At 42.8% G+C, this 23,947-nt stretch carries 22 protein-coding genes; 7 read left to right on the top strand and 15 right to left on the bottom strand.

Going from position 1 to position 23,947, the window contains the following annotated elements; all coding sequences use genetic code 11:
* Together ribF and murJ are read right to left on the bottom strand one after the other, a co-directional pair.
* A complete protein-coding gene (gene ribF, locus VEZ01S_RS14840; RefSeq protein ID WP_040891114.1) occupies nt 1–930 on the bottom strand; it encodes a bifunctional riboflavin kinase/FAD synthetase in 930 nt (309 codons plus the stop codon).
* 120 nt (nt 931–1,050) lie between these two features.
* Nucleotides 1,051–2,610 (bottom strand): murein biosynthesis integral membrane protein MurJ, encoded by a 1,560-nt coding sequence (murJ, locus tag VEZ01S_RS14835; RefSeq protein ID WP_021714873.1) that lies wholly within the window; start codon nt 2,608–2,610, stop codon nt 1,051–1,053.
* 298 nt (nt 2,611–2,908) lie between these two features.
* Here murJ and rpsT point away from each other — a divergent pair, with 298 nt between their 5' ends.
* Entirely contained in the window at nt 2,909–3,169 is a 261-nt protein-coding gene (rpsT, locus tag VEZ01S_RS14830) for a 30S ribosomal protein S20 (RefSeq protein WP_021714872.1), read from the top strand.
* A gap of 105 nt (nt 3,170–3,274) precedes the next feature.
* Here the strand turns inward: rpsT and VEZ01S_RS14825 are convergent, their stop codons facing one another.
* Together VEZ01S_RS14825 and nhaR are read right to left on the bottom strand one after the other, a co-directional pair.
* Nucleotides 3,275–3,571: an ArsR/SmtB family transcription factor gene (locus tag VEZ01S_RS14825; RefSeq protein WP_021714871.1), complete on the bottom strand. Its 297-nt coding sequence runs from the start codon at nt 3,569–3,571 to the stop codon at nt 3,275–3,277.
* Nucleotides 3,572–3,652: 81 nt separating this feature from the next.
* Nucleotides 3,653–4,549, bottom strand: coding sequence for a transcriptional activator NhaR (gene nhaR, locus VEZ01S_RS14820; protein WP_021714870.1), 897 nt, complete (start codon nt 4,547–4,549; stop codon nt 3,653–3,655).
* Nucleotides 4,550–4,892: 343 nt separating this feature from the next.
* Here nhaR and VEZ01S_RS14815 point away from each other — a divergent pair, with 343 nt between their 5' ends.
* Nucleotides 4,893–6,041, top strand: a complete 1,149-nt coding sequence (locus tag VEZ01S_RS14815; protein WP_021714869.1) for a Na/Pi symporter — start codon at nt 4,893–4,895, stop codon at nt 6,039–6,041.
* 88 nt (nt 6,042–6,129) lie between these two features.
* On the opposite strand, the gene VEZ01S_RS14810 is transcribed toward VEZ01S_RS14815, so the two are convergent.
* The 6 genes from VEZ01S_RS14810 to rppH all read right to left on the bottom strand — a co-directional run bounded on the left by VEZ01S_RS14810 (nt 6,130) and on the right by rppH (nt 12,530).
* Nucleotides 6,130–7,119, bottom strand: coding sequence for a Solitary outer membrane autotransporter beta-barrel domain (locus VEZ01S_RS14810; RefSeq protein ID WP_021714868.1), 990 nt, complete (start codon nt 7,117–7,119; stop codon nt 6,130–6,132).
* Between the two features lie 117 nt (nt 7,120–7,236).
* Nucleotides 7,237–8,088 (bottom strand): thymidylate synthase, encoded by an 852-nt coding sequence (locus VEZ01S_RS14805; RefSeq protein WP_021714867.1) that lies wholly within the window; start codon nt 8,086–8,088, stop codon nt 7,237–7,239.
* The gene (lgt, locus tag VEZ01S_RS14800; protein ID WP_021714866.1) at nt 8,088–8,924 is read right to left on the bottom strand and encodes a prolipoprotein diacylglyceryl transferase; all 837 of its coding nucleotides are present in this window, start codon (nt 8,922–8,924) and stop codon (nt 8,088–8,090) included. The genes VEZ01S_RS14805 and lgt overlap by 1 nt, the downstream gene beginning before the upstream one ends.
* A gap of 22 nt (nt 8,925–8,946) precedes the next feature.
* The gene (locus tag VEZ01S_RS14795) at nt 8,947–9,741 is read right to left on the bottom strand and encodes a sulfite exporter TauE/SafE family protein (RefSeq protein ID WP_040891121.1); all 795 of its coding nucleotides are present in this window, start codon (nt 9,739–9,741) and stop codon (nt 8,947–8,949) included.
* A 2-nt stretch (nt 9,742–9,743) separates the two neighbouring features.
* Nucleotides 9,744–11,999, bottom strand: coding sequence for a phosphoenolpyruvate--protein phosphotransferase (ptsP, locus tag VEZ01S_RS14790; RefSeq protein ID WP_021714864.1), 2,256 nt, complete (start codon nt 11,997–11,999; stop codon nt 9,744–9,746).
* A 12-nt stretch (nt 12,000–12,011) separates the two neighbouring features.
* Entirely contained in the window at nt 12,012–12,530 is a 519-nt protein-coding gene (gene rppH / locus VEZ01S_RS14785) for an RNA pyrophosphohydrolase (RefSeq protein WP_021714863.1), read from the bottom strand.
* A 614-nt stretch (nt 12,531–13,144) separates the two neighbouring features.
* Here rppH and mutH point away from each other — a divergent pair.
* The gene (mutH, locus tag VEZ01S_RS14780) at nt 13,145–13,819 is read left to right on the top strand and encodes a DNA mismatch repair endonuclease MutH (protein WP_021714862.1); all 675 of its coding nucleotides are present in this window, start codon (nt 13,145–13,147) and stop codon (nt 13,817–13,819) included.
* On the opposite strand, the gene VEZ01S_RS14775 is transcribed toward mutH, so the two are convergent.
* Nucleotides 13,816–14,127, bottom strand: coding sequence for a DUF6482 family protein (locus tag VEZ01S_RS14775; RefSeq protein ID WP_021714861.1), 312 nt, complete (start codon nt 14,125–14,127; stop codon nt 13,816–13,818). The two genes, mutH and VEZ01S_RS14775, sit on opposite strands and share 4 nt — an antisense overlap.
* A gap of 216 nt (nt 14,128–14,343) precedes the next feature.
* Nucleotides 14,344–15,255 carry a hydrogen peroxide-inducible genes activator gene (locus VEZ01S_RS14770; RefSeq protein ID WP_021714860.1) on the bottom strand — a complete coding sequence of 304 codons (912 nt, stop codon included), beginning with the start codon at nt 15,253–15,255 and terminating at the stop codon, nt 14,344–14,346.
* Between the two features lie 190 nt (nt 15,256–15,445).
* Here VEZ01S_RS14770 and VEZ01S_RS14765 point away from each other — a divergent pair, with 190 nt between their 5' ends.
* From VEZ01S_RS14765 to VEZ01S_RS14750, 4 genes are all read left to right on the top strand, one after another.
* Nucleotides 15,446–16,054, top strand: a complete 609-nt coding sequence (locus tag VEZ01S_RS14765; protein ID WP_021714859.1) for a peroxiredoxin C — start codon at nt 15,446–15,448, stop codon at nt 16,052–16,054.
* Nucleotides 16,055–16,277: 223 nt separating this feature from the next.
* Entirely contained in the window at nt 16,278–18,371 is a 2,094-nt protein-coding gene (gene ppk1, locus VEZ01S_RS14760; RefSeq protein WP_021714858.1) for a polyphosphate kinase 1, read from the top strand.
* Nucleotides 18,346–19,896, top strand: coding sequence for an exopolyphosphatase (ppx, locus tag VEZ01S_RS14755; protein WP_052032234.1), 1,551 nt, complete (start codon nt 18,346–18,348; stop codon nt 19,894–19,896). The genes ppk1 and ppx overlap by 26 nt, the downstream gene beginning before the upstream one ends.
* A gap of 65 nt (nt 19,897–19,961) precedes the next feature.
* On the top strand, nt 19,962–20,708 hold the full coding sequence (locus VEZ01S_RS14750) for a copper homeostasis protein CutC (RefSeq protein ID WP_021714856.1): 747 nt from the start codon (nt 19,962–19,964) through the stop codon (nt 20,706–20,708).
* A gap of 18 nt (nt 20,709–20,726) precedes the next feature.
* On the opposite strand, the gene phoU is transcribed toward VEZ01S_RS14750, so the two are convergent.
* Genes phoU through pstA form a run of 3 tightly spaced genes read right to left on the bottom strand, consistent with a single transcriptional unit; the run spans nt 20,727 to nt 23,937 of the window.
* Nucleotides 20,727–21,434 (bottom strand): phosphate signaling complex protein PhoU, encoded by a 708-nt coding sequence (phoU, locus tag VEZ01S_RS14745; protein WP_021714855.1) that lies wholly within the window; start codon nt 21,432–21,434, stop codon nt 20,727–20,729.
* A gap of 15 nt (nt 21,435–21,449) precedes the next feature.
* Nucleotides 21,450–22,268, bottom strand: a complete 819-nt coding sequence (gene pstB, locus VEZ01S_RS14740; protein ID WP_021714854.1) for a phosphate ABC transporter ATP-binding protein PstB — start codon at nt 22,266–22,268, stop codon at nt 21,450–21,452.
* On the bottom strand, nt 22,258–23,937 hold the full coding sequence (gene pstA / locus VEZ01S_RS14735) for a phosphate ABC transporter permease PstA (RefSeq protein WP_021714853.1): 1,680 nt from the start codon (nt 23,935–23,937) through the stop codon (nt 22,258–22,260). The genes pstB and pstA overlap by 11 nt, the downstream gene beginning before the upstream one ends.
* Between the last annotated feature and the right edge of the window lie 10 nt (nt 23,938–23,947).

Here is a 23,947-nt window from a genome sequence, read left to right as displayed (position 1 = left end):
TTACCTGTGCTGCTGCAACCACACCCGAGCTGCCTCAGCATCTAATTCTATTTGAGTTTTAAGTGCGTCAAAGGAAGCAAATTTCACTTCTTCACGCAACTTGTGTAATAGGCAAACTTCTAATTGTTTACCATATAAATCTTTTGATAATTCAAAAAAGTGTACTTCGAGTTGCTGCCTTACGCCGTTCACCGTAGGCCTTTGACCTACGTTGGCAACGCCACCAACTGTTTGTCCATCAATGTTAGCTTCAACGACATAAACGCCAGAGACCGGAGACACAGTACGTTTTAATGGGATATTCGCTGTAGGAAAACCTATCGTTCTTCCTAATTTACGACCGTGTGAAACACGCCCACTAATACTGTAATGTCGTCCTAGCATGGATTTGGCTTGTGTTAATTCATCTCGCCCTAAAGCTTCACGAATAGCGGTGCTACTCACCCTTTCTGTATTCAGACAGAAACTGGCGGTGCTCACAACTTCAAATCCATACTCTTTTCCTGCTTGTTGCAGCATGGAAAAGTCCCCTTGTCGCTTACGCCCAAAGCGGAAGTCATCACCTACCACGAGAAACTTAACACCAAGTTTGTCCACCAGCAGATCTTTAATAAATTGTTCTGGAGGAAGCCCTGCAAAACGTTTACTAAAATTCACACAAAGAAGACGCTCAAGATTAAGCTTACTCAGTTGTACGTATTTATCACGTAAACGAGTCAGCCTAGCGGGTGCCTTGCTTTGCAAGAAGAGCTCTAAGGGCTGTGGTTCAAAAGTCATCACCACAGCCGGAAGACCAAGCATTTCCGCTTTTTGTTGTACTTGCTTCAAGACCGTTTGATGCCCGAGATGGACACCATCAAAGTTACCTATGGTCAAGACACATCCCTGATGTTCGGGACGTATGTTATGGCTACCTCGGATAAGATGCATGTAACGCGTTAATACCTAATTCTTAGTCTACAGGGTCTAAAATCCCTAAACTGGCAAATTATATACCGAAACCTCATATATATGCTAGCGACGCGAAGAGTAGATTTATTTTGCCTTCTTTTACATGCTCGCTTTCAGGTGCTTCAGGCGTATTCCAAGCACTAATGCGGTAATTAAATACGCCAATGCTCCCACACCAATCATAGTGACTAACTCGATCACTCGTTGAGTTAAAGACATTGCCAACCAAGCGTCTATTGGTTTTAGTAGATAACTTATTGCCCCTACCATAGCCACACCAGCTAAAGCCACTCTGACAATATAAGCCACCGTTTGGCGAGTGAGTTGGTACACCTGTGCTTTATGCAGACCTCGATATAGTAGTCCCATATTGATAAGCGCCGATAACGCTGTCGCCATAGCTAACCCTACATAACCGTAATGCCATGCAAAAATAACGTTAAACACCATATTAGTGGTCATGGCGATAATGCCGTAGCGCACCGGCGTTTTAGTATCTTGGCGAGAGTAATAACCTGGAGCCAGTACCTTGATCAACATGAAGTTCAATAAACCAGAGGCATAGGCAACCAAAGAGTATGAGGATTGCAATACCTCATGGATGCCAAACTCCCCACGCATAAAGAGCACCATCAACATAGGCTTGGCGAGAACAATCAAACCCAGCATTGCAGGTAACCCTAGCAACAGTACCATGCGAATGCCCCAGTCCATTGTGGCGGCAAAGCCTTGGCTGTGAGCATCAACATGCTTACGCGACAGAGCCGGCAAAATAACGGTGGCAATAGCAATACCAAATAAGCCTAGTGGGAATTCAAGTAATCTATCTGAGTAATAGAGCCAACTGATAGAGCCCGTTTGTAAGAAACTGGCAATAAAGGTATCCAACAACAGGTTTATTTGACTGACCGATACCCCAAATAGCGCGGGGATCATTAGGGTGCGGATTCTGACTACGCCAGGATCTCGCCATCCCCATTTAGGCTTAACCAATACCCCTTCTTTAATTAAGAAAGGCAACTGGAAGAAAAACTGCACTAAACCACCAAGAAATACACCTATCGCTAAACCAATTTCTGGATTGGCTAAACGTGGCGCGATCATAGTCGCGGCAAAAATGATCATTACGTTCAAAAATACAGGCGTAAAAGAAGAAACCGCAAACTTACCTAAGGTATTTAATATGGACCCTGACAGTGCCACAAAGGTAATGAACCAAAGATAAGGAAAAGTAATTTTTAGCATTAAGCTGGCCATTTCAAACTTCTCAGCTGATGGACCGCCATTTAACCAATCTAAAAACCAACCTGTACCAAAAATGGCCGTCACGACACCTGAGCCTAAGATACCGCACACGGTTACTATGGTGACAATAACGCCTAACGTACCGGATACTTTTGCAATGAGTTGTCGAGTCTCATCCATATCACCTTTGGAGTGATATTCGGTAAGCACTGGGACAAAAGCTTGCGAAAACGCCCCTTCCGCAAATAAACGTCTTAAGAAATTAGGAATCTTATTGGCAAAGAAAAACACATCAGCACTTGCTCCCGCCCCCATAAGGTTGGCAACAACTACGTCCCGAACCAACCCCAATACACGAGAAACTAATGTCATGGCACTTACGATAGCGCCTGACTTGAGAAGGCCTTTACTCACTTTTATTCCTTAATTATATAAAACAACGTCTTTAGACCGCACTTAACAAAGGCATAGCCTATCAGAATCAGACTCTAACACATTGATAAAAGCAGTTTACTTGAAGTAACTTAGGTTGAGTGTAGATCTACTATCAAAATGCTGTTAGAATCCCCGCCATCTTAACCGTGTTAACCTATCTAAACAAAATTACATTGTTTTCGATGAGTTTTCGCACAAATCAATTGACTTTCGGTTATCAAAAAGGCATTCTCCACGACCTTATATTGTTACCGAACAAGTTTTGGGAGTTAGACCCTTGGCAAACAGTAAATCTGCTAAGAAGCGCGCTATCCAGGCTGAGAAACGTCGTCAGCACAATGCTAGCCGTCGTTCTATGATGCGCACTTACATGAAAAAAACTATCGCAGCTATCGAAGCTGGTGATAAAGAAGCTGCAACTGCTGAACTAGCAGCTGTTGCACCGATCCTAGATCGCGCAGCGACTAAAGGCCTTATTCATAAGAATAAAGCTGCACGTCATAAAGCACGCTTCTCTGCTGCAATCAAAGCTCTTTAATTAGAACTTCGATTCAGAAATAAAAAACCGGCTTCTGCCGGTTTTTTTGTCTCTTTTTTTTGAGTCAACAATAGACAGGCGCTTCCCTCACCTCTCTACTGCTCTTTATTCTGAACAATACATCTCATGTAGGAGATGAATCATACGCTTCACTTCAGGGCTACTCAGCGAATAATAGACGGTCTGAGCTTCTTTGCGTGTGGCCACTAAGCCATCGCGTCTCAACCAAGCTAGGTGTTGCGACAAAGCCGACTGGCTAAGATCTAATTGCTGGCACAATTCCCCGACGGACAACTCTCTATCGTGCAACATACACAAAATAAAAAGACGCCTTTCATTGGCCATTGCTTTTAATAAAGAAACAGCTTCTGGAGAATTTTTTTCCATTGCTTTCAAATTCATAGGATACTTACAGTCATAAATTTTAGCGAATAGATCAAGCCTACCCCTGAGCAAGACAAAGTTAAACCTCTACTCTTAAAATTAATGGAAAATTTTAGAGAAATCAGCATCGCAGACACTTTTTACTGCAGGATGCTGAATCATTCGCTCAGCAAATATGACGTAGTACTCTTCTTTTAATGCTTCAATCTCAGCAATTCGATGAAACAACGGAACACCTGAAGGGTTTCCTTTGTACGGGTAACGAGTAGGAGCAATAAATACAGTTTCAGGGTGGGTTTCTGCAAACGCCTTCATCAAGGCAAAGTCATCAAACTCCCCCAATATGCTCGGCTGGAAACCTTGTCTATCACACCATTCGGTCACCTTACGTCCCATAGATGTTCTAGAGCCGGGAATCAACAGCCTATACTTCTCCAGATTTGGCCAAAACTCGGCTTCATCAAGAGGGGTTGCCGAACAAAAACTCATTCCACACTCCCCTAATTTTTTACTGTATAAACCTGCATTTTGTGATGAATCAATAGGGCAATCAGAAAGAATCATATCCAACTTATGCTGTGATAGCTGCTCTAGTAATAGCTCATGGGTAGATTCATAACACCTAAGATGAATGTTGCCATCATCGGGAACCGTAGTGGAAAGAATTTGACTGACTAGGCTTTTTGAAAGGGCATCGGCCACCCCAACTTCAAACAGTAAGTTGGCTCTTTGGCTATAATTAACGATATCAAGCATCTCATAACTCAAGTCATACATTCTATCAGCGTATTTAAATACCAACTGCCCTAACTCTGTTGGTTCGATGCTTCTGCCGTTGCGCTTAGTTAACTTACCGTTCAAACGTTGCTCCAATGCCTTTATTTGCCCAGTGACCGTTTGTGGAGTCAAAAATAACGCATCAGCAGCTTTAGTTAACGAGCCTTGCTTGCATACCATCCAGAAATAATAGAGATGGTTGTAATTGAGATGCGACATACTTGCTCCTATAGCGCTATTGATTTTTAAAGGTAAAAGCTAACAACCTTCGATAATACCGAAGTTAAATTAAAGTAAGATGACGGTTTTGTCATATTAATATTTGGATCAGATCAATTTTTAGCACTAAAGTTGTTCAAAGAAAGTATTAAAACACAATAGCAAAAAAACCAAATACTATTAAAAACAACAACTTAAAGACAAGCACCGCGTTAAGCAAACGATTGCGTAAATAAAAGAACAAAAATTCGTTTTTTACTGAACTGTAATATAACTGAAATATAAGTTATCTAAACTCGCCAACAGTTGATTAAAAGCCTAGATAAAGGCTCGGAGAAAACAAATGAACAACCAAGCATCTTCAGTTTCAGGCGTATCAGCGGGTAAAACCAGCTGGCTACGTTGGGCTAACTTGGCTTTCATGCTGTACCTACTTCTTGTATCTGTTTCCATGGTTGGCAGTGGCTTTAAAATGGCTTCTGGCGAACATGCCAAAACCCTATTTGATTTTGCTTCACACCCTGTTGCAGGTTTGATGATTGGTCTCGTTGCGACCGCACTCATTCAATCATCAAGTACTGTTACCTCTATCATTGTTGGCTTAGTGGCTGGCGGACTTCCAGTTGGCATCGCGATACCTATGGTCATGGGTGCAAACATCGGTACCACTGTCACCAACACTTTGGTTAGCCTTGGTCACCTACGTTGTAAAGAAGAGTTCAAACGTGCATTTGCAAGTGCAACCGTACACGACTTCTTTAACTTACTGGCCGTCTTTATCTTCCTACCACTAGAAATGATGTTTGGTATCTTTGGTAAGCTATCAGCTTGGCTAGTAGCGCCTCTAATGGGCACTGGTGATCTAAACATGGGGGCTTTCAACTTTATTAAGCCTATGACGAAACCGCTTATAGGCATGGTTCAAGAGCCTCTGACAGCTTTCGGTCCTATCGTGGCTGGTGTAAGCATGATTATCTTAGGTATCGCAACCATCATCATCTCTATTACCATCATGGGCAAACTGATGAAGAGCCTAATGGTAGGTCGTGCTCGTGAAATACTTAAAAATGCCATTGGACGTGGTCCTCTGCACGGTATTTTCTCTGGTTCAGTGGTGACGATTCTTGTTCAGTCTTCTTCAACAACAACTAGCTTAATGGTTCCACTTGTTGGCTCAGGTGTATTAAAAGTACGTGATGTGTACCCATTCACCTTAGGTGCAAACATAGGAACCTGTATTACGGCTCTACTCGCTGCCACCGCAGTCACTGGTGAGTTTGCAATATTTGCTCTGCAAATCGCATTAGTACACTTACTGTTTAATATTGCTGCAACGGTATTTATTTTTGGTATCCCATTCCTACGAGAGTTGCCATTAAAAGGGGCTGATTGGATTTCAACAATGGCGATTAAAAACAAAAGTGTTGTTGCTGGATACTTAGTGGCTGTGTTTGTTCTTATGCCTGGTGCGGTAATAGCACTGACCTCATAACAACAGATTACTCTGCTATTAAAAACGGCCTACTTCCTCTTGATATCAAGTTGGAGTAGGCCGTTTTTTATTTGGCTTGTATCAACGACTACTCATTGTAGAAAAAGACTAAAGCGCCACCTCTCAAGGAACTGCCATAGTTAAGGCTAAGCCCTATACCTACGTTGTAGATCAATGAAGAATAGTCACTGGTATCTATCACCCACCCCACGCTGTACTCCCCATAATGCGTGGTATCTAAAGGATCTCTTAAATCTCCGCCCACATCGATACGCCGTGCTCGAAAGAGTAGATCTTGCTTTCGATTCCCCCATGGGCTGAGGTGATACTTATATTGCAAACCGTTCATAATACGCCAGCCTTCAGGCGTTGCATTGGCAGTGCCTATGCTCCCGCCAAAACTGCGTCCCCAAAAGTAGTGATATTCACTATTAAAACGAAGCTCTCCCCCTCCAAGCGCTTTGGTATAAATAACATCAAGCTGTGGCTCGGCTACCCACGCATTGGAAGAGCCATTAATCACTGAGGCAATACCTTCTTCTCTGATGAAGTCACTGGCTGGGCTATTTGCGGTAAACTCGTTGTTGTAGTGCATCAAGTGCAAGCCTGAACCCACAAAGAGCTGCCATTGTTCAGACAGCTGATAACCTAGCGAATACTCCGCATAACCAGCTAGCACTTTATCCTTGTTTTTATCCGTCTCCCAATCCTGCAACCCACTGAATCGCTCATAGGAGATATCTCGACTTAGCTCCAAATAAGCAGCACGCAGCTTTAAACGATGTAACCAAAGGCTATTATCATCTTTAAATAAAAAAGAAATGGGTAGAGAGGTCGCGGCGATTCTACGACGAGTATCTATTGCTTCTTGGCCGCCAAAGTCTGGATTATTGGTGCCAAATATCTTATTGGGATCAAAATTGCCAAACCCTATGGTAATCAATTCACTGTCGGTAAGGACTAAGGTCGTTGAGTAAATATCAGATAAGTATTTATCGGGATCAATAAGACTGGCGAGCGCTACTTCAGAGCACGCGAGTGCGCTCATTGTAATAGGGATGCAACGTCCATATTTCATATTCAAATAACTCTATCCATTGAGTGATTGACGTAAAAAAGGGCTAATACCTAAATATTAGCCCTATATGAAATAATTTTTTAAATTCAGAGAGATAAAATCAAATCTATGCGCTTTTTACACCGAGAATGGATACTTAATGGCAGGGTGTGATTCATACCCTTCAACAGAGAAATCATCCATAGTTACCCAAGTTTCTAAATCTTCTAACGTTTTGATCTCTGGGTTAATGATAAATTTAGGTGCATTAAGAGGTTCACGATGCAACTGAACATCACGCATCAACTCCAGTTGATCCTCATAAATATGCGCATTCACTATTTTGTGATACGCCACGCCGGCTTTCTTGCCTGTGATTTGAGCCATGATAGCCAAAAACGCATATACCTGAACCATATTAAAGTTCAGCCCTAAAGGGACATCACAAGAGCGCTGAGTGCTATTTAAATATAGAGTATCACCAAGCAATGAAAAGTGATGGCTGTACATGCACGGACGTAAACAGCCCATGTGGAATTCACCTGGGTTGTAAAAGTTAAGGATTTCTCCTCGGTCATCCACGCCTTTAGTTAAGTCATCAACAATTTTACGTAATTGGTCAATGTGCCCACCATCAGGTTTAGCCCACTGACGACCTTGCACGCCATACACGCGCCCCATGTCGTCTTCACCTTTACGGTATTTATTGTCTAACCAAGCTTGGTTAAGGTTGGCGTTGGCATCCCATGTTTTAGTACCAATCGCGCGGAACTGCTCAGCATTATCATAACCACGAATATAACCGATTAGCTCAGCAACGGCTGCTTTCCAGAAGCTCTTACGAGTGGTCACCAAAGGAAACGCATTGTTCGCAACATCATAAGTTAAGTCAGCATTAATCACAGTAAGGCAGCGTTTACCTGTACGTTCATTTTCAATCCAATGGCCTTCATCAACAATGCGACGACATAAGTTTAAATACTGTTTCATTACTTATTATCCTCACTTGCATTTGCAGGCTGAGTATTTAAAGATTTTGCGTTGTACTTATATGCCCAGAAGATCATTGCGCCGCCAATTAGAATCATTGGCGTTGATAGAATTTGCCCCATTGAAATCCAGTTACCAAATAGCCCAAGTTGAGCATCCGGTTCTCTGAAATATTCCACGATAAAGCGGAAAGTACCATACCCCATCAAGAATAGCCCTGAGACTGCTCCAGCAGGTCTAGGCTTGCGGATAAAGAAGTTCAAAATAAGCAGTAGTACAAAGCCTTCTAAGAATGCTTCATAAAGTTGAGATGGGTGCCTTGGTAGATATCCACCAGACGGAAACATCACCGCCCATGGCACATCGGTAACTCTTCCCCAAAGTTCATCATTCATGAAGTTACCAATTCGACCTACACCTAAGCCGAATGGAATCAAAGGCGCGATAAAGTCAGCCACACCAAAAAATGTGCGATTGTTACGATAAGCATAATAAGCCATCGCTGAAATTACGCCGAGAAGACCGCCGTGGAAAGACATTCCTCCGGTCCAAACTTCAAATAGATACAATGGGTTATCAAGGAATAAACCAAAGTTATAGAAGATAACGTATCCGATGCGTCCACCGACAACTACCCCTAAGAAGCCTAGGAATAATAAGTCAGATACCTGTTCACGGTTCCAACCACTGTTAGGTTTGTCTGCACGACGATTTGCCAGCCACATAGCAAAAGCAAAGCCAAGCAAGTACATCAATCCATACCAGCGAATCGAAATTGGACCAATGGCTAGTAGCACAGGATCAATATGAGGGTAAGTGAGAAATCCTTGATTCATAAAATCTTCTTAGCGTTAATCATTAAAAGAAAAGCATTCGTATCGCTATTACCAATAGCAATACGGAAAATATTTTTTTGAGTGTTGCTGTGGGTAGCACACTGGTTAACCTAACACCAATTCTACTGGTTAGGACAGAGCTAGATGCAATAGCCAGTAGGGCTGGTAAATACACATAACCCACACTGTGTGCAGGCAGTATATCAGAGCCTGAACCATGTAAGACAAAACCTAACATTCCAGAAGCTGCCAGAATCATACTGCAAAACGATGATGTCCCAACAGCCTTACGCATATCGATGCCTCGTCGGTTAAGATAAGGCACTAATAACGAGCCACCACCAATACCAGCAAGGCTTGAGATAGTACCGATCGTAGCTCCAGAGATAAAGGTATTTGTGACACTAAGCTGACCTTTAGCAACCGTGGCTTTGATTGATGTAAACATACGAATAGACAAACACAAAACGATACAGCCAAATATGGGAGGTAGGTAATCACTTGGGACTCTCTCGGCGATAAAACTGCCACCAAAACCACCGACAATGACTCCAGGGATAAGAAATTTCGCAGCAAACATATCCACATTATTGGCTCGATAATGATTAAGTGCTGAGGACCCTGAGGTCAGGATGATACAAGCCAAAGAGGTGGCGAGTGCCATTTGCATTGCGATGGCCGCTTTGATGCCAAACATTGGCAGTAAAAAAAGCAACGCAGGAACAATCACTAGTCCGCCGCCGATTCCAAGTAACCCCGCTAATACACCAACAAATGCCCCAATAACGACTAATACGGCCAGTAATTCTAAGGTAATCATCAATGTTTTCCGGGACGGACAAAACCAGCTAAGCCTCGATGTTCAAGATAGTCAAACGCCAGTTGATGCACCTCGGATGCATAAGATTGAGTGGTTGCAACATTTGCCAAGGTCTTTAGATCCTCTAAGTTAGATTGTCGAATAACATACTTTATGTTGGCGACGTTTGCAGAGCTCATACTTAACTGAGTAAAGCCAAGTCCAAGTAACATGAGAACACCGATAGGGTCTCCCGCTAACTCCCCACAAACAGAAACCGGGAGATTAGCATCTTCACATGCCACTTGTATTTGCTTTAATGCTAATAGCACCGCGGGATGAACCACTTCATAGAGCTCTGAAACCTGACTATTATTACGATCAACAGCAAGTAAGTATTGAGTCAGATCATTAGTACCGACAGAAACAAAGTCAATACGCTTTGCGATGGCAGGTAATAGGTAAATCATTGAAGGAACTTCAAGCATGATCCCCACTTTTGGTTTTTTAACCTGTGGGTAAGTTAAAGCGACCTCGTGATAGGCTTGCGCAATTAAAGAAAGCGAAGAATCCAGCTCGGGTGTACCCGATACCATAGGCAATAAGATATTCAGCTCGTTCTTCTGACCTATACTGGCTCTCATCATTGCACGAACCTGAATTAAGAAGATATCTGGATGATCGAGTGTAAAACGAATGCCACGCCACCCTAAAAATGGATTCTCTTCTTCCATTGGGAAGTAAGGTAAGGATTTATCCCCTCCAACATCTAAGGTGCGCATGACAACAGGCTTATCTTGAGAATAAGCCAGCACTTTTCGATAGGTTTCAACTTGCTCATCTTCCGATGGAAAAGCCTGCTTAACAATGAAAGAGATTTCCGTACGATATAAACCAATACCGTCAATCACATCATTTAAAAAGTAGCTAACATCAATGCCCAGTCCCGTATTAAGTAAAATGGTGATTGGAGCTTTATCTAAGGTAACCGCGGGCAAACACAATTCTGATTCAACCATAGAGCGAACTTCTTGCTCTTCACTTAACAGCTGTTGATATTCAGACATTTCGAGATAGGTGGGATTAACCAGAACCTCACCATTATACCCATCTAGAATAATCGATTTACCGTCCTCTACCCCTTTGAGGTTTGGACCAATAACCGAAGGAATCCCCAATGCGCGAGACAAAATCGCGGCATGTGAGTTCACGCCACCTTGAGTTGAAACCACGCCTAATAACATTTCTCGAGGTACCGATGCCAACAAAGTGGTCGTTAACTCATTCACCACAAAGATCACCGGTTTTTCGAGTTTGACTTCCTGCACTTGGGAATGATTAAGGAAATACAATAATCGCTGTCCCAACTCACGTACATCTTGCGAACGCTGTTGTAGGTAGATATCACTCATCCTAGCAAAGTGGTTGGAGTATCGCTCAATGACTTGGCGCAATGCCCAGTCTGCCGTGTCCCCTTTCTCTATTTGAGAAAGAAGATCCCCTCTTAATTTGGGGTCATTGAGTAGATGGGTAAATAAATCGAAGATTGCCAGCGCGTCTTTATTCAGATCGCTATCTAATTGTTTTCTTAATCGGCGAAACTCTTTTAAAGCACTTTCAACCGCAACCAGTAACCATTCTTTGTCTTTTTCAACGTCCACCGCAGAGGCAGGAGAAACATCACTCAATAAAGGCTCATCGTTGCCACGCCAAATAGGGCCAATGGCTATCCCATTGCAAGCTGATAACCCCGTAACGACATTATCTGTCCCTCGACGCTCTTGCAGTAGCCATTTACCTTGTTGTTGCTCACTGACAATCAGTACCGCTAGTTGCGCGGCTAAAGTGACTAAAAAAGATTCTTCAATATCACTAAATAAACGAGGTTTTTTTTGTTGGATCACCACCACACCGAGCATACGTTTACGGTGCACGATAGGAGTGGCTAAAAAGGCTTGATAGACTTCTTCGCCCAATTGCGGGAATAATTTAAAATCAGGATGAAGAGAAGCTTTTGCAATATTTAACGGTTCTGCGGTTCTATGTACTAGCCCCACTAAACCTTCTTGGAAACCTATATGTAAGCGCTCACCAGAAAAAGTCAGCCCCTTGGTTGCCATTAACTCAAGGCGCTGCTTTTGATGATTAGAAAGATAGATAGTACAACATTCGCTATTTATCGCATCACAGGTGCGCTTAACAAACACCTCAAGTGCTTGATGTATGTCTTCGACCCGAGATACGTGCTCAACTATATCCCTTAGTTGATTCAGCATTATTGTGCCCCACTATCCTTTTCGGTTTTTGCGTTTTCGGTTCTGCTTTCGATCTTTGAACGGCATAGCAAACGAAGCGAATTCCTTCATTGCTCTGCGGTAGACATCTCTTTTAAAGGAGACTACTTGTCTCACTGGATACCAAAAGCTTACCCAGCGCCATCCATCAAATTCTGGAGTTGGTCCTTTTTGCATATTGATCTGTGATTCATCACAGACTAATTGCAATAAAAACCATTTTTGTTTTTGTCCGATACAGACAGGTTTGGAATCCCAACGTACGAGCCTTTTTGGTAAACGATAACGCAACCAGTGACGACTCGTAGTGACAATTTTTACATCTTGTTTGGTTAACCCGACCTCTTCATACAATTCTCGGTACATCGCCTGTTCAGGGGTTTCACCGTCGTCGATTCCACCTTGTGGAAATTGCCATGAATGTTGTCCGTATCGTTTAGCCCAGAGCACTTGACCGTGGTTATTACATATTACGATTCCCACATTTAAGCGGTAACCATCGCCATCGATCACTGGCTAACCTCTACTGATAAATTTTATATAAGTCGATTTTTCCACAGATCCCCCAGTTGAGCAAATGCAACCGCAGTAAAAGTTGTGAAACTATGAAGCTAGAGGAGTTACTTTGGATAAAATACAATCAATAACATGTTTATCAACAGACTACTTAAAATGGAGTGAGTTTATTCACTATATCTGTGAGTAACTTTGTGAGAAAAGCGGAAACAATAGGTTTTCAGATTATTTTTCGATCTTTACGCAGAAAGCCACCAAAGAGAACCAACAAGATTAAACCATTAAAAAACAACAACTAAGATGCATTTTTTAACCCAGATTACATTTAACAAATCTGCTCATAATTTGATCCTTGAAGATCGAACGAATATTAACCATTCATGCATTTATCCACACAAGCAAGCCTTTCAGGCATAATTATCTGACTAAAACAAGCAAAAAACGTGACCTGAAAGCCTGTTTATTTATACATGAAAAGGAATAATTACAGATATTATTTTACAGCCTGTGGATAACCTTCAAATAACCCCTTGTTTGGTTTATAATTGCGCATTCCAATATCCTCAAACGATCTTTATCAATTTAAGATCCTTCATTAGCCGGAGATCAGTGTGCAATTAGCGCCTCCTAAAAGCGAACTTGAATTGCTCAATAGAGCCGAATCACTGGCTGGGTACTCATTTGCAGAGCTCGCAGAAGAAGTCGGTATAACGGTGCCTAACGATCTTCGACGCGACAAAGGCTGGGTTGGACAATTAATCGAAAAGCACTTAGGGGCCGAAGCGGGCAGTCGTCCTGAGCAAGATTTTGCTCACCTGGGCATCGAACTCAAAACGATCCCTCTTAGTCACAGCGGAAAACCTCTGGAAAGCACTTTTGTCTGCGTTGCACCTTTAACAGGTATACACGGCTTAACCTGGCAACAAAGTCATATTCGACAAAAGTTGAGTAAAGTTCTTTGGGTTCCTGTTGAAGGAGAGAGAGAGTTGCCACTTGCTGAGCGTCACGTAGGATTTCCTAGACTATGGACCCCAACTCCAGCCCAAGAAGATCTATTACGTGAAGATTGGGAAGAGCTAATGGAAATGATCGCCACAGGCCGAATCAATGAGATCAGCGCAAAACACGGGCAAATCATGCAAATTCGCCCAAAAGCAGCCAATAGCCGAGCACTCACCGATGCCTATGGAGCAAGTGGCAAGCACATCAAAACACTGCCACGAGGCTTCTACCTTCGTAGTCATTTTACGCACTCTATATTGCTTGAGCCAAATGCCACTGTTTAGTGGCTTTTCAATGACAATTCAATGTCATAGTAAGGCTGCTCATCTGAATGACCAAATTCATCGTACGCATTATGTAAACGTAAGTAAGCACTATCTAACCCGAGTTTGATCAACTCTTCTTTTACCACTTCTAAAGAAGCAAAAGACATCGGTTTATCGTCTTCACGAATAGGCTCAAGCTTATGTTTAAATTCAACGGCTAGCTGGTAAGTAGACAGATCCGCACAACCAATAACGAACACTTTTGGCATTTCAGTATGCCGTTCGATATCTGCATGGATCCATTGATCGAACTGATGTTTTTGCATAATAACCCCCCGCCACTCAGTTTCAGTAAAGACCACCAGCAGTAGAGGATCAAATAAATACCTCAATCACTGTAATTCAGTGACCAGCAATAACATCGTTTCTCTTGAAGATAAGCTAAGGTGAGCGGTTTGTTATTATGATTGGGATGCGTGCATTTTTATGACAAGCGAAGAGACCAGAACAGCATAGGGCGGCATCTATTGCCACCCTAACGATTACTTTTCCAGTAATTTTTTAATGACCTGTGCCAGCTGCATAAAGGTCTCCGTGCGCGTATTGCTGGGCCTCCATACAAGCCCAATATCCCGATACGCTTGCTTACCGGGTGGATCAATCACTGTTAAAGCGTGTTTTGCCAATAAACCATGATCAATAGCCATTTGCGGGATAAACGTCATCCCCAACCCATTAGCTACCATCTGCACTAAAGTATGTAAGCTGGTCGCAGTAAAAGGGTTTATTTTGCTTTTATCGGTTAATTTACAAGCAGAGACCGCATGATCCGTTAAACAATGCTCTCGCTCCAATAGAAAAACAGACTCATCAGGAAGCTCACTATAATGCAGTGGCGTCTTGATACTGTTTGCTTGAGACTCACTGATCACCATTTTAAACTGATCTCTTCCCACCACTTTACTGGCTAAGTTACCAATATCTACGGGAAGTGCCAAAACCAGTACATCCAGTTGACCATTTTGCAATGCTGCTAATAAATTGGTGGTGGTATCTTCGCGTAGCAGAAGAGTCAGATCAGGGAAATTTTCATTCACCTCTCTCACCAACCCTCCCAACAAAAAAGGAGCAATCGTCGGAATCGCCCCCAGTCTCAGCTGGCCTTTCATCGCCCCGCCGCAGGCAAGTTGCCCCAAGGCGGTAAGGTCTTGGCTTTTAGTCAGCAGTTCTCGACCTTGTTTAACCACTAAATCCCCAACATGAGTAAAAACTAAAGCGCTTTTCTTGTCCTGCTTCTCATACAAAGTACAGCCAAAATGCTTTTCAAGATTTTGAATTCCTTTACTTAACGTTGACTGACTGACAAAACATCGCTGAGCCGCTTCACCAAAATGACGGGTCTCATGCAAAGTAATCAGGTAGTGAAGCTGCTTTAAGCTAGGCCATTTATTCATGATTAATTTTAAATTACCTATTTAGAAACATGATACTGTGAGCTGGTTATGATTTTTATACATCGTTTTTTTCGATGAACTTAATCTATTTAATTCGCTTTTTTCAATAGTATATTTTGTATTATAGTTTGTCCCGTAAAACATGGAACCGACCTGAAATCAGGCATAATTACATATTTAGGAGCTCAAAATGGTATTAGTAGGCCGTCAAGCACCAGACTTCACTGCATCAGCAGTACTAGGCAACGGTGAAATCGTCGATAACTTTAACTTCGCAGAATTCACTAAAGGTAAGAAAGCGGTTGTTTTCTTCTACCCACTAGACTTCACTTTCGTATGTCCTTCAGAGTTGATCGCGTTCGACAATCGTTTCCAAGACTTCCAAGACAAAGGCGTTGAAGTTATCGGTGTTTCTATCGATTCTCAATTCTCTCACAACGCATGGCGTAACACGGCTATCGACGATGGCGGTATTGGTCAAGTTAAATACCCTCTTGTAGCTGACATCAAGCACGAAATCTGTAAAGCGTACGACGTTGAGCACCCAGAAGCTGGCGTTGCTTTCCGCGGTTCATTCCTAATCGACGAAGATGGCCTAGTTCGCCACCAAGTAGTTAACGACCTTCCACTAGGCCGTAACATCGACGAAATGCTACGTATGGTTGACGCGCTAAACTTCCACCAACAAAACGGTGAAGTTTGTCCAGCACAATGGGAAGAAGGTAAAGCAGGTATGGACGCATCTCCAACAGGTGTTGCTGCATTCCTATCTGAGCACGCTGAAGACCTAGGTAAATAAATCTAGTTTCATATAATTAAAAAATACTAAGCCGGTCAATACCTTATATTGACCGGCTTTTTTTGTTTCTGCGTCACTGAGCTTTCTTTTTATTCGTAAAAGTGACATAAAAATTTACATATTTTATCGACTGTCACAGAAATGACATCGAATAGTAATAATATTTCCGTTACCGAATATTTGACATTTTCATGAATTGCAACTACTGAAAACGGAATCTTAGATGAGCACAGAAAAAATATATGTAGAAAAAGAACTTAGCTGGCTTTCTTTCAATGAGCGCGTGCTGCAAGAAGCCGCGGACAAATCCGTACCATTGATCGAAAGAATCCGCTTTCTAGGTATCTTCTCAAACAACCTAGATGAGTTCTATAAAGTGCGCTTCTCTGATGTCAAACGCCGTATTTTGATCAACCAAGAACATAAACGCCAAGACAAATCCAAACGTCTACTGAGCAAAATGCAAAGTAAAGCGATGAAACTCAATCAAAAGTTTGATGAGCTTTACGGAGAATTATTGCTCGAGATGGCACGCCGTCGAATCTTCTTGGTAAATGAATCTCAAATTGATCAAACTCAGCAACAATGGATCAAGAAGTTCTTTCGCAAAGAGGTGCTACCTCATATCACACCTATCGTGATGCACGAAGAAATCAATGTATTAGATTTTCTAAAAGATGAGTGTGCCTACCTTTGCGTTTCTCTCGTTAAGAACAATGTTTCTCAATACGCACTGTTAGAAATCCCAACCGATCACCTACCTCGCTTCGTTATGGTTCCAGAACAAAAAGGGAATCGTAGAAAAACCATCATTTTACTCGATAATGTAATACGCCATTGTCTCGATGACATTTTCAGCAATTTCTTCGAATACGATGAAATCAGCTGCTACTCGATGAAAATGACCCGTGACGCAGAATACGACTTAAGCTATGAAGTCGAACACAGCTTATTGGAGCAAATGTCAGAAGGACTGAGCCAGCGCCTATCTGCAATGCCCGTACGCTTTGTTTATGAAAAAACCATGCCTGCTGACATGCTGGAATTTCTGTGTCGTAAACTGGAAATTTCAAACTACGATAGTTTAATTCCTGGTGGACGTTATCATAACTTTAAAGACTTCCTCGGCTTCCCAAATGTGGGTCGAGAGTATTTAGAAAATAAACCTCTCCCGCCAATAAAGGCTGCGGTCTTTGATAAGTATCGCAACAGTTTTGACGCTATCCGTGCTGAGGATATTCTTCTCCACTATCCTTATCACACCTTTGATCATATCTCAGAGCTTGTGCGAGAAGCCTCATTTGATCCTAAGGTCATTAGCATTAAGATTAATATCTATCGCGTCGCCAAAGGCTCAAGACTCATGAATTCGCTAATTGATGCGGTCAATAACGGTAAGAACGTGACCGTTGTAGTAGAGCTTCAAGCCCGCTTTGATGAAAAAGCCAATATCTTGTGGTCAAAACGCCTAACGGACGCCGGTGTACACGTTATTTTTGGTGCTCCCGGTTTAAAAATTCACTCTAAGCTACTGTTAATCAACCGTAGAGAAGGCGAAGTGATCAAGCGCTATGCGCACATAGGTACTGGCAACTTCCATGAAAAAACTGCGCGTATTTATACAGACTTCTCGTTACTTACAGCAAAACAAGAAATTACTGATGAAGTGCGTCAAGTGTTTGGCTACATTGAGAACCCTTACCGTCCAGTGAAGTTTCAACAACTGATCGTGTCACCGCGCAATTCTCGTGATCGTCTCTATGAACTCATTGATAATGAGATCCAGAGTGCGAATGAAGGGCAGAAATCAGGCATTACTTTAAAAGTGAACAACCTTGTTGATAAAGGTTTGATCAATAAGCTCTACCAAGCCAGTACGGCTGGAGTACCGGTGCGTATGATCATCCGTGGTATGTGCTCTTTGGTACCTGGCGTCGAAGGCGTAAGTGATAATATTCAAGTAATCAGTGTCATTGACCGATTCCTAGAACACCCAAGAGTCCTGATCACCGAAAACAACGGCGACCCAAAAGTGTACATCTCATCGGCGGACTGGATGACTCGAAATATCGAAAATCGTATTGAGGTTGCTACCCCAGTCAATGATCCGACATTAAAGCAGAGAATTATTGATATTATCGAGCTACAATTCACCGACACAGTCAAAGCTCGATGGATCGATAAAGAGATGTCGAATGCTTATGTGGCACGAGGTAATCGCCGTAAAGTTCGATCTCAAGTGGCGACCTACAATTACATCAAGCAAACAGAAAAACAGGTAAGAAAACTGAGTGAGCCAGCCATTGAAACAGCCTAACTCAATCCCAAGTAGTGAAGCTGCTCTCGAAAAGGATATCGCCGCCATCGACCTTGGCTCTAATAGCTTCCATATGGTGGTTGCTAAGGTCGTCGGGCAAGACTTGCAAATCGTCAGCCGTCATAAACAACGCGTCAAACTTGCCAGTGGGTTAGATGAGCACAACCTTCTATCAGAAGAGTCAATGCAACGAGGGCTCGACTGCTTAGCCATGTTTGCTGAAAGACTGGAAGGCTTCAAGATCAATAACGTTCGCATGGTGGCTACCCACACTCTGCGAATAGCCAAAAATGCGAACGAGTTTATTCAACGTGCTCAACAGGTACTGCCCTTCCCAATAGAGCTGATTCCTGGCGAAGAAGAAGCGCGTTTGATTTATCTTGGCGTCGCTCATACTCAACCAGTATCGAAGAATAAACTCGTTATCGATATCGGCGGAGGAAGTACTGAGCTCATTATTGGCGAAGGATTTGACTCTGAGTTAGTCAACAGCCAACAAATGGGCTGCGTGAGTTATGCGCATCGCTATTTTAGCGATCAAAAGCTCAACAGTAAGAACTTTACTCACGCTAATCTTGCCGCTCAACGTGAGCTGGAGTTTTTAGCCAAGCAGTACAAACAACGTGGTTGGGAATTAGCGTTAGGTTCATCTGGGACCGTTAAAGCTATCCGTGAATGCCTGATCTCTTTGGGTTATGAAGATGGTATCGTCACTCCGAAACGACTAAAAAAGCTAGTGACACACCTGTGTGAGTGTAAACGGGTGGATAAGATTGCGATAAAAGGCATTTTAGAGGAACGCTTGTCCGTTCTTGCTCCTGGCGTCGCTATCTTACAAGCGATATTACAATCGTTGGATATCGACGAGTTACATTATTCTCCTGGCGCTTTAAGAGAAGGCGTAATGTACGAAATGGAGAAGAAATTTACTCACTCGGATATTCGGATGCGCACCGCAGAGAACCTAGCCCTGAAACACCGCATTGACGTTGAACAAGCGAACCGAGTTAGAGCTCATTCAAAGCACTTCCTTAAGCAAGTGATCAGCGAAACCGATTTAGAAAAAAACAGTGAGCTGGTAAAACTGCTTAACTGGGCGGCGCTGCTGCATGAAGTAGGATTAAGCTTAAGCTATCGAGGCTATCACCGTCATTCGCATTACCTATTACAGCATACCAATATGCCGGGCTTTAATAGCGAACAGCAACGATTGATTGCCACTCTGGCTCGTTATCAACGTAAAGCGTTAAAGCTGCACGAGATGCAAGATTTTAGCCTTTATGCTAAAAACAATATTCTCGATTTAATTAAGATTTTGCGATTAGCCATAGTCATCAACGTATCTCGCAATGATGCCAAAGCCAATTTATGGCAGTTGACTATCAAAGGTGGCGAGTGGATTCTCTCTCACAGCACACCAGAGTACTTTGCTGATAACAGTTTACTGATTTCGGGTTTAGAGCAAGAACAGCTTTATTGGAAAAATGCAGGGTGGACATTAACGCTCCCTTTTCATAACGAATAAGTCTTCCATCATAAAAGCATAAAGGGCTCTATAGCCCTTTATGCTTTCTATAACGTAGAGTTTTTATGCCTTATCAAATTGAAGTCTGTGTGGATAACATTGAGTCACTCACTACCGCCATACATGCTGGTGCGACACGTATCGAGCTTTGTTCTTCACTGGCTTTAGGTGGCTTAACACCAAGCTATGGCTTCATGTTGCAAGCGAAACAACATTCTACGTTACCAGTTTATGCCATGATTCGACCACGTCAGGGAGACTTCCTATTTTCTGACGCTGATGTTGCTATCATGCTTGAAGACATTAAAGCGGCCAAAAAAGCTCAGTTAGATGGCATTGTAATTGGTATCCTGACGACAAAAGCGGATATCGACTACCCAGCCTGTAAACGGTTAGTTGAAGCGGCTGAAGGAATGGGAGTCACCTTTCATCGAGCCATCGACCAATGTAAAGATGTGCAACAAGCACTAGAAGACATTATTGCCCTTGGGTGTGAGCGAGTGCTAACTTCAGGACAGAAAAGTACCGCAGAGCAAGGCGTTGCGACTATTAAGAAAATGCATCAACAAGCGGCAGGACGCATCCAGATAATGGCGGGCGCAGGTGTCAATGCCAGCAACGCTCAATATATTATTGAGCAAAGCTCTATAAATGAACTGCATTTATCAGGAAAAACAGCACGCCCAAGTCGTATGACTCATATCCAAGACGACGCTCAAATGGGTGCCAGTCATATTGATGATTTTCAAATTCCAATCACGGACTTTTCAGCAATACACGCCATGAAACAAGCCTTACAAAATATTCGGTAAGCGTATAACGTCAAAAGACTAAGCGGACTCACTGCCTTTGTATTTCTCTATCTCGTCACTGTGAGAGTGTCTAACGTCTGTTCCCTTAACGCAGTAAATAATATATTCACAGATACTTTGACAGCGGTCTCCCACTCGCTCAATGGCACGCGCAGACCACATAACTTGTAAGATAGTAGGGATCATTTTTGGCTCATCCATCATGTTTTGCGTCAACTGACGAATAATGTTTTGGTACTCCTCATTGACCCTATCATCCATGTCATAGATGTGCGCTGCGGCATCAATATCTAATCTCGCAAACGCATCTAAAACTTGATGCAGCATACCTATCGCTAAACGGCAAAGCGGCTCTAATGAGTTTTGATAACGGGGATCTGAGCTTTTATTCTCTAAAGAAGTACGCGCCAGACGTGAAGCAACATCACCAATCCGCTCAAGCTCAGCAATGGTTTTGATGATACTCATCACCAATCTTAAATCACCTGCGGTAGGCTGGCGTCTAGCAATGATTCGAGTGCACGCTTCATCAATAACCACTTCCATTGAATTCACGTTGTGATCTTCTGCGACCACTTTTTTTGCCAATTGATAATCTTGTTTCACCAAAGAACGTAACGCATACGCGAGTTGTTGCTCGACCATTCCCCCCATGGTTAATACATGGCTTCGAATGGCCTCTAACTCTACGTTATATTGTCCTGATATGTGGCGACCTGTATGCATTTAGATTAATACTCCTTACCCAATGCGACCGGTGATATAGTCTTCAGTTTTTTTCTCTTTTGGTGACGTGAAAACGGTATCAGTATCGGCATATTCAACAATACGCCCCATATGTACAAATGCCGTGAAATCGCTGACCCTTGCAGCCTGCTGCATGTTATGTGTCACTATAACCACAGTATATTTCGTTTTTAAATCGTTAATCAGCTCTTCAATAGTCAACGTCGAAATAGGATCTAAAGAAGACGTAGGCTCATCTAATAATAGAACTTCAGGCTCAATGGCTATCGCTCTTGCTATAACCAATCGCTGCTGCTGACCAGCCGCTAGATTCACCGCATTTTCATGCAGTCGATGCTTCACTTCATCCCATAACCCAGCACCACGCAGTGCACGCTCGCAGCAGTCATCTAGCACGCGACTATTACGAATACCTTGGAGCCTAAGCCCAAAGATGACGTTTTCATATACGGTTTTGGGGAAAGGATTAGGTTTTTGAAAAACCATACCAATTCTGCGTCTCAACGCTGAGACATCAACGCCTTCACCATAAATATCATGGCCTAACAATCGAATGGTGCCTTCTCTTTTACACCCTTCAACTAAATCATTCATGCGGTTGATTGAGCGCATGATCGTTGATTTACCACAGCCTGATGGCCCAATAAAGGCTGTCACTTTACCTTTAGGTATCCGCATAGAAATATCGTGCAGCACCTGTTTTTTATTGTAATAGAGGTTTAAGTTTTCAATCTCTATTGCTGTGTTTTTCTCTGATAAATTCGCCACATCAAGAGGCTTTAATGCATTGATGTTTGCAACACTAGAATACATGATCATCAAATCCTAAATTTCGATAGCTATTACGCAAAGAGTTCCTGATACGGATCGCGATTAAATTCAACCCGATAATCACCGTCACCAGCAACATAGATGTGGCGTACACTAATGACTTAGCCCCTTCTAAATTGGTTGTCTGAAAACCTGCATCGTAAATATGAAAACCTAAGTGCATAAATTTACGATCTAAATGTATATACGGAAATTGACCATCAATTGGTAAATTCGGGGCAAGTTTCACCACTCCAACGAGCATTAACGGGGCGACTTCACCGGCAGCTCGTGCCACCGCTAAAATTAACGCCGTCAGTACCGCAGGCATTGCCATCGGTAATACCACTTTAAAAATCATCTCTGATTTCGTAGCCCCCAGGGCAAAAGCCCCTTCTCTTACCGAACGAGGTATGCGAGACAGGCCGTCTTCAATAGTCACCACCACCACAGGTAAAGTGAGCATAGCCAAGGTCAAAGAAGCCCACAGTAACCCCGGTGTACCGAAAGTCGGTGCAGGTAAGTTATCTGAATAAAAGAGTTCGTCAATAGTACCACCTAAGGTGTACACAAAAAAACCAAGACCAAATACCCCGTACACAATCGACGGTACACCCGCCAAATTTTGCACGGTAATCCTTATCAAGCGAGTGAACCAGTTATTGTGCGCATATTCATGTAAATACAATCCGGCAAGGACCCCTAACGGCATCACCGCAACTGACATCAGAATCACCAATAAAATGGTGCCAAATATGGCCGGAAACACACCGCCTTCAGAGTTAGACTCTCTCGGCTCTGAAAAAAGAAACTCAGCACCTTGCTTAAACCAATGTCCCACCTTATCAATAACCGTCATCTGATTGGGGTACCACGCATCTAAGATGGTAGCGAAACTAATCCTATGCGTATCGTTATGCATATCTTTAACCACCAGCATGCGCTGTTCGATATGTTCACGAATCTGTTCTATATGCAGTTCGGCTTGCTGTCTATTGGCACGCAGTTGCTCTTCAATCGACTCTAACTCAGCAATACGCTTGTGATCATTTGAACCATCTTGCAGCAATTGATTCAGAACGGTTTCTTTTCTTTCTATGCCTTTGGTTAAAGGTTTCACTGACTTTTCATTGAGCGCATCTATTTTCTCATGCTCCAACTCGACCAGATCAAGCAGGTGCTCAAGTTGATCCTGTGAATTGACACTTTGAGTATGACCTTCACTTTCATAAGCCACGACTCGCCCAAAGAATTGTCCGCCTCGTTTTCTTTCAATCACGAGCAGATCAGGCTCTGCGATAGGTTTAGACCACTCATGAGTGAATTGAGAAATAAACCCATACCCATACACATCACGATTGCCCACTTTGATGACCAACCTTTCGAGCTCAGGTAAGGTTTCTTGTGCTAACTCTTGGCGCAGTTGACTCGGAATCGATTGACGCTGAGTAATAGAAAGTTGCTCCCAAGGCACCTCTTGCTTTTGATAAACCTGCCCAATAAGAGACTGATTATGTGCACCTTTCCATTCGTAAACTGCATGTGGCCAAAAGTGTGCCATCCCTTTCCAACCGATAAATAGCAGTACCGTCAGCATAGACAACACACTGACAGTTACAGCCATTGACGTTAGCCAAATCCACGGTCTTCCCGATTTAAACCAATTAATCACTCGATTATTC

This window comes from Vibrio ezurae NBRC 102218 (genome assembly GCF_000467185.1).
Classification (GTDB): Bacteria; Pseudomonadota; Gammaproteobacteria; order Enterobacterales; family Vibrionaceae; genus Vibrio; species Vibrio ezurae.
Note: the sequence above shows the minus strand (reverse complement) of the source record. Positions and strands in the feature narration are given on the sequence as shown.

Excerpts from the sequence above, each read along its gene's own strand:
- pstB (WP_021714854.1), bottom strand. The coding sequence starts at position 22,268 with ATGTATTCTAGTGTTGCAAACATCAATGCATTAAAGCCTCTTGATGTG.
- VEZ01S_RS14750 (WP_021714856.1), top strand. The coding sequence starts at position 19,962 with ATGCCTTATCAAATTGAAGTCTGTGTGGATAACATTGAGTCACTCACT.
- VEZ01S_RS14805 (WP_021714867.1), bottom strand. The coding sequence starts at position 8,088 with ATGAAACAGTATTTAAACTTATGTCGTCGCATTGTTGATGAAGGCCAT.
- VEZ01S_RS14825 (WP_021714871.1), bottom strand. The coding sequence starts at position 3,571 with ATGAATTTGAAAGCAATGGAAAAAAATTCTCCAGAAGCTGTTTCTTTA.
- VEZ01S_RS14770 (WP_021714860.1), bottom strand. The coding sequence starts at position 15,255 with ATGAATAAATGGCCTAGCTTAAAGCAGCTTCACTACCTGATTACTTTG.
- phoU (WP_021714855.1), bottom strand. The coding sequence starts at position 21,434 with ATGCATACAGGTCGCCACATATCAGGACAATATAACGTAGAGTTAGAG.
- ptsP (WP_021714864.1), bottom strand. The coding sequence starts at position 11,999 with ATGCTGAATCAACTAAGGGATATAGTTGAGCACGTATCTCGGGTCGAA.
- VEZ01S_RS14815 (WP_021714869.1), top strand. The coding sequence starts at position 4,893 with ATGAACAACCAAGCATCTTCAGTTTCAGGCGTATCAGCGGGTAAAACC.
- ribF (WP_040891114.1), bottom strand. The coding sequence starts at position 930 with ATGCATCTTATCCGAGGTAGCCATAACATACGTCCCGAACATCAGGGA.
- ppk1 (WP_021714858.1), top strand. The coding sequence starts at position 16,278 with ATGAGCACAGAAAAAATATATGTAGAAAAAGAACTTAGCTGGCTTTCT.
- nhaR (WP_021714870.1), bottom strand. The coding sequence starts at position 4,549 with ATGTCGCATCTCAATTACAACCATCTCTATTATTTCTGGATGGTATGC.
- lgt (WP_021714866.1), bottom strand. The coding sequence starts at position 8,924 with ATGAATCAAGGATTTCTCACTTACCCTCATATTGATCCTGTGCTACTA.
- VEZ01S_RS14810 (WP_021714868.1), bottom strand. The coding sequence starts at position 7,119 with ATGAAATATGGACGTTGCATCCCTATTACAATGAGCGCACTCGCGTGC.
- VEZ01S_RS14775 (WP_021714861.1), bottom strand. The coding sequence starts at position 14,127 with ATGCAAAAACATCAGTTCGATCAATGGATCCATGCAGATATCGAACGG.
- VEZ01S_RS14765 (WP_021714859.1), top strand. The coding sequence starts at position 15,446 with ATGGTATTAGTAGGCCGTCAAGCACCAGACTTCACTGCATCAGCAGTA.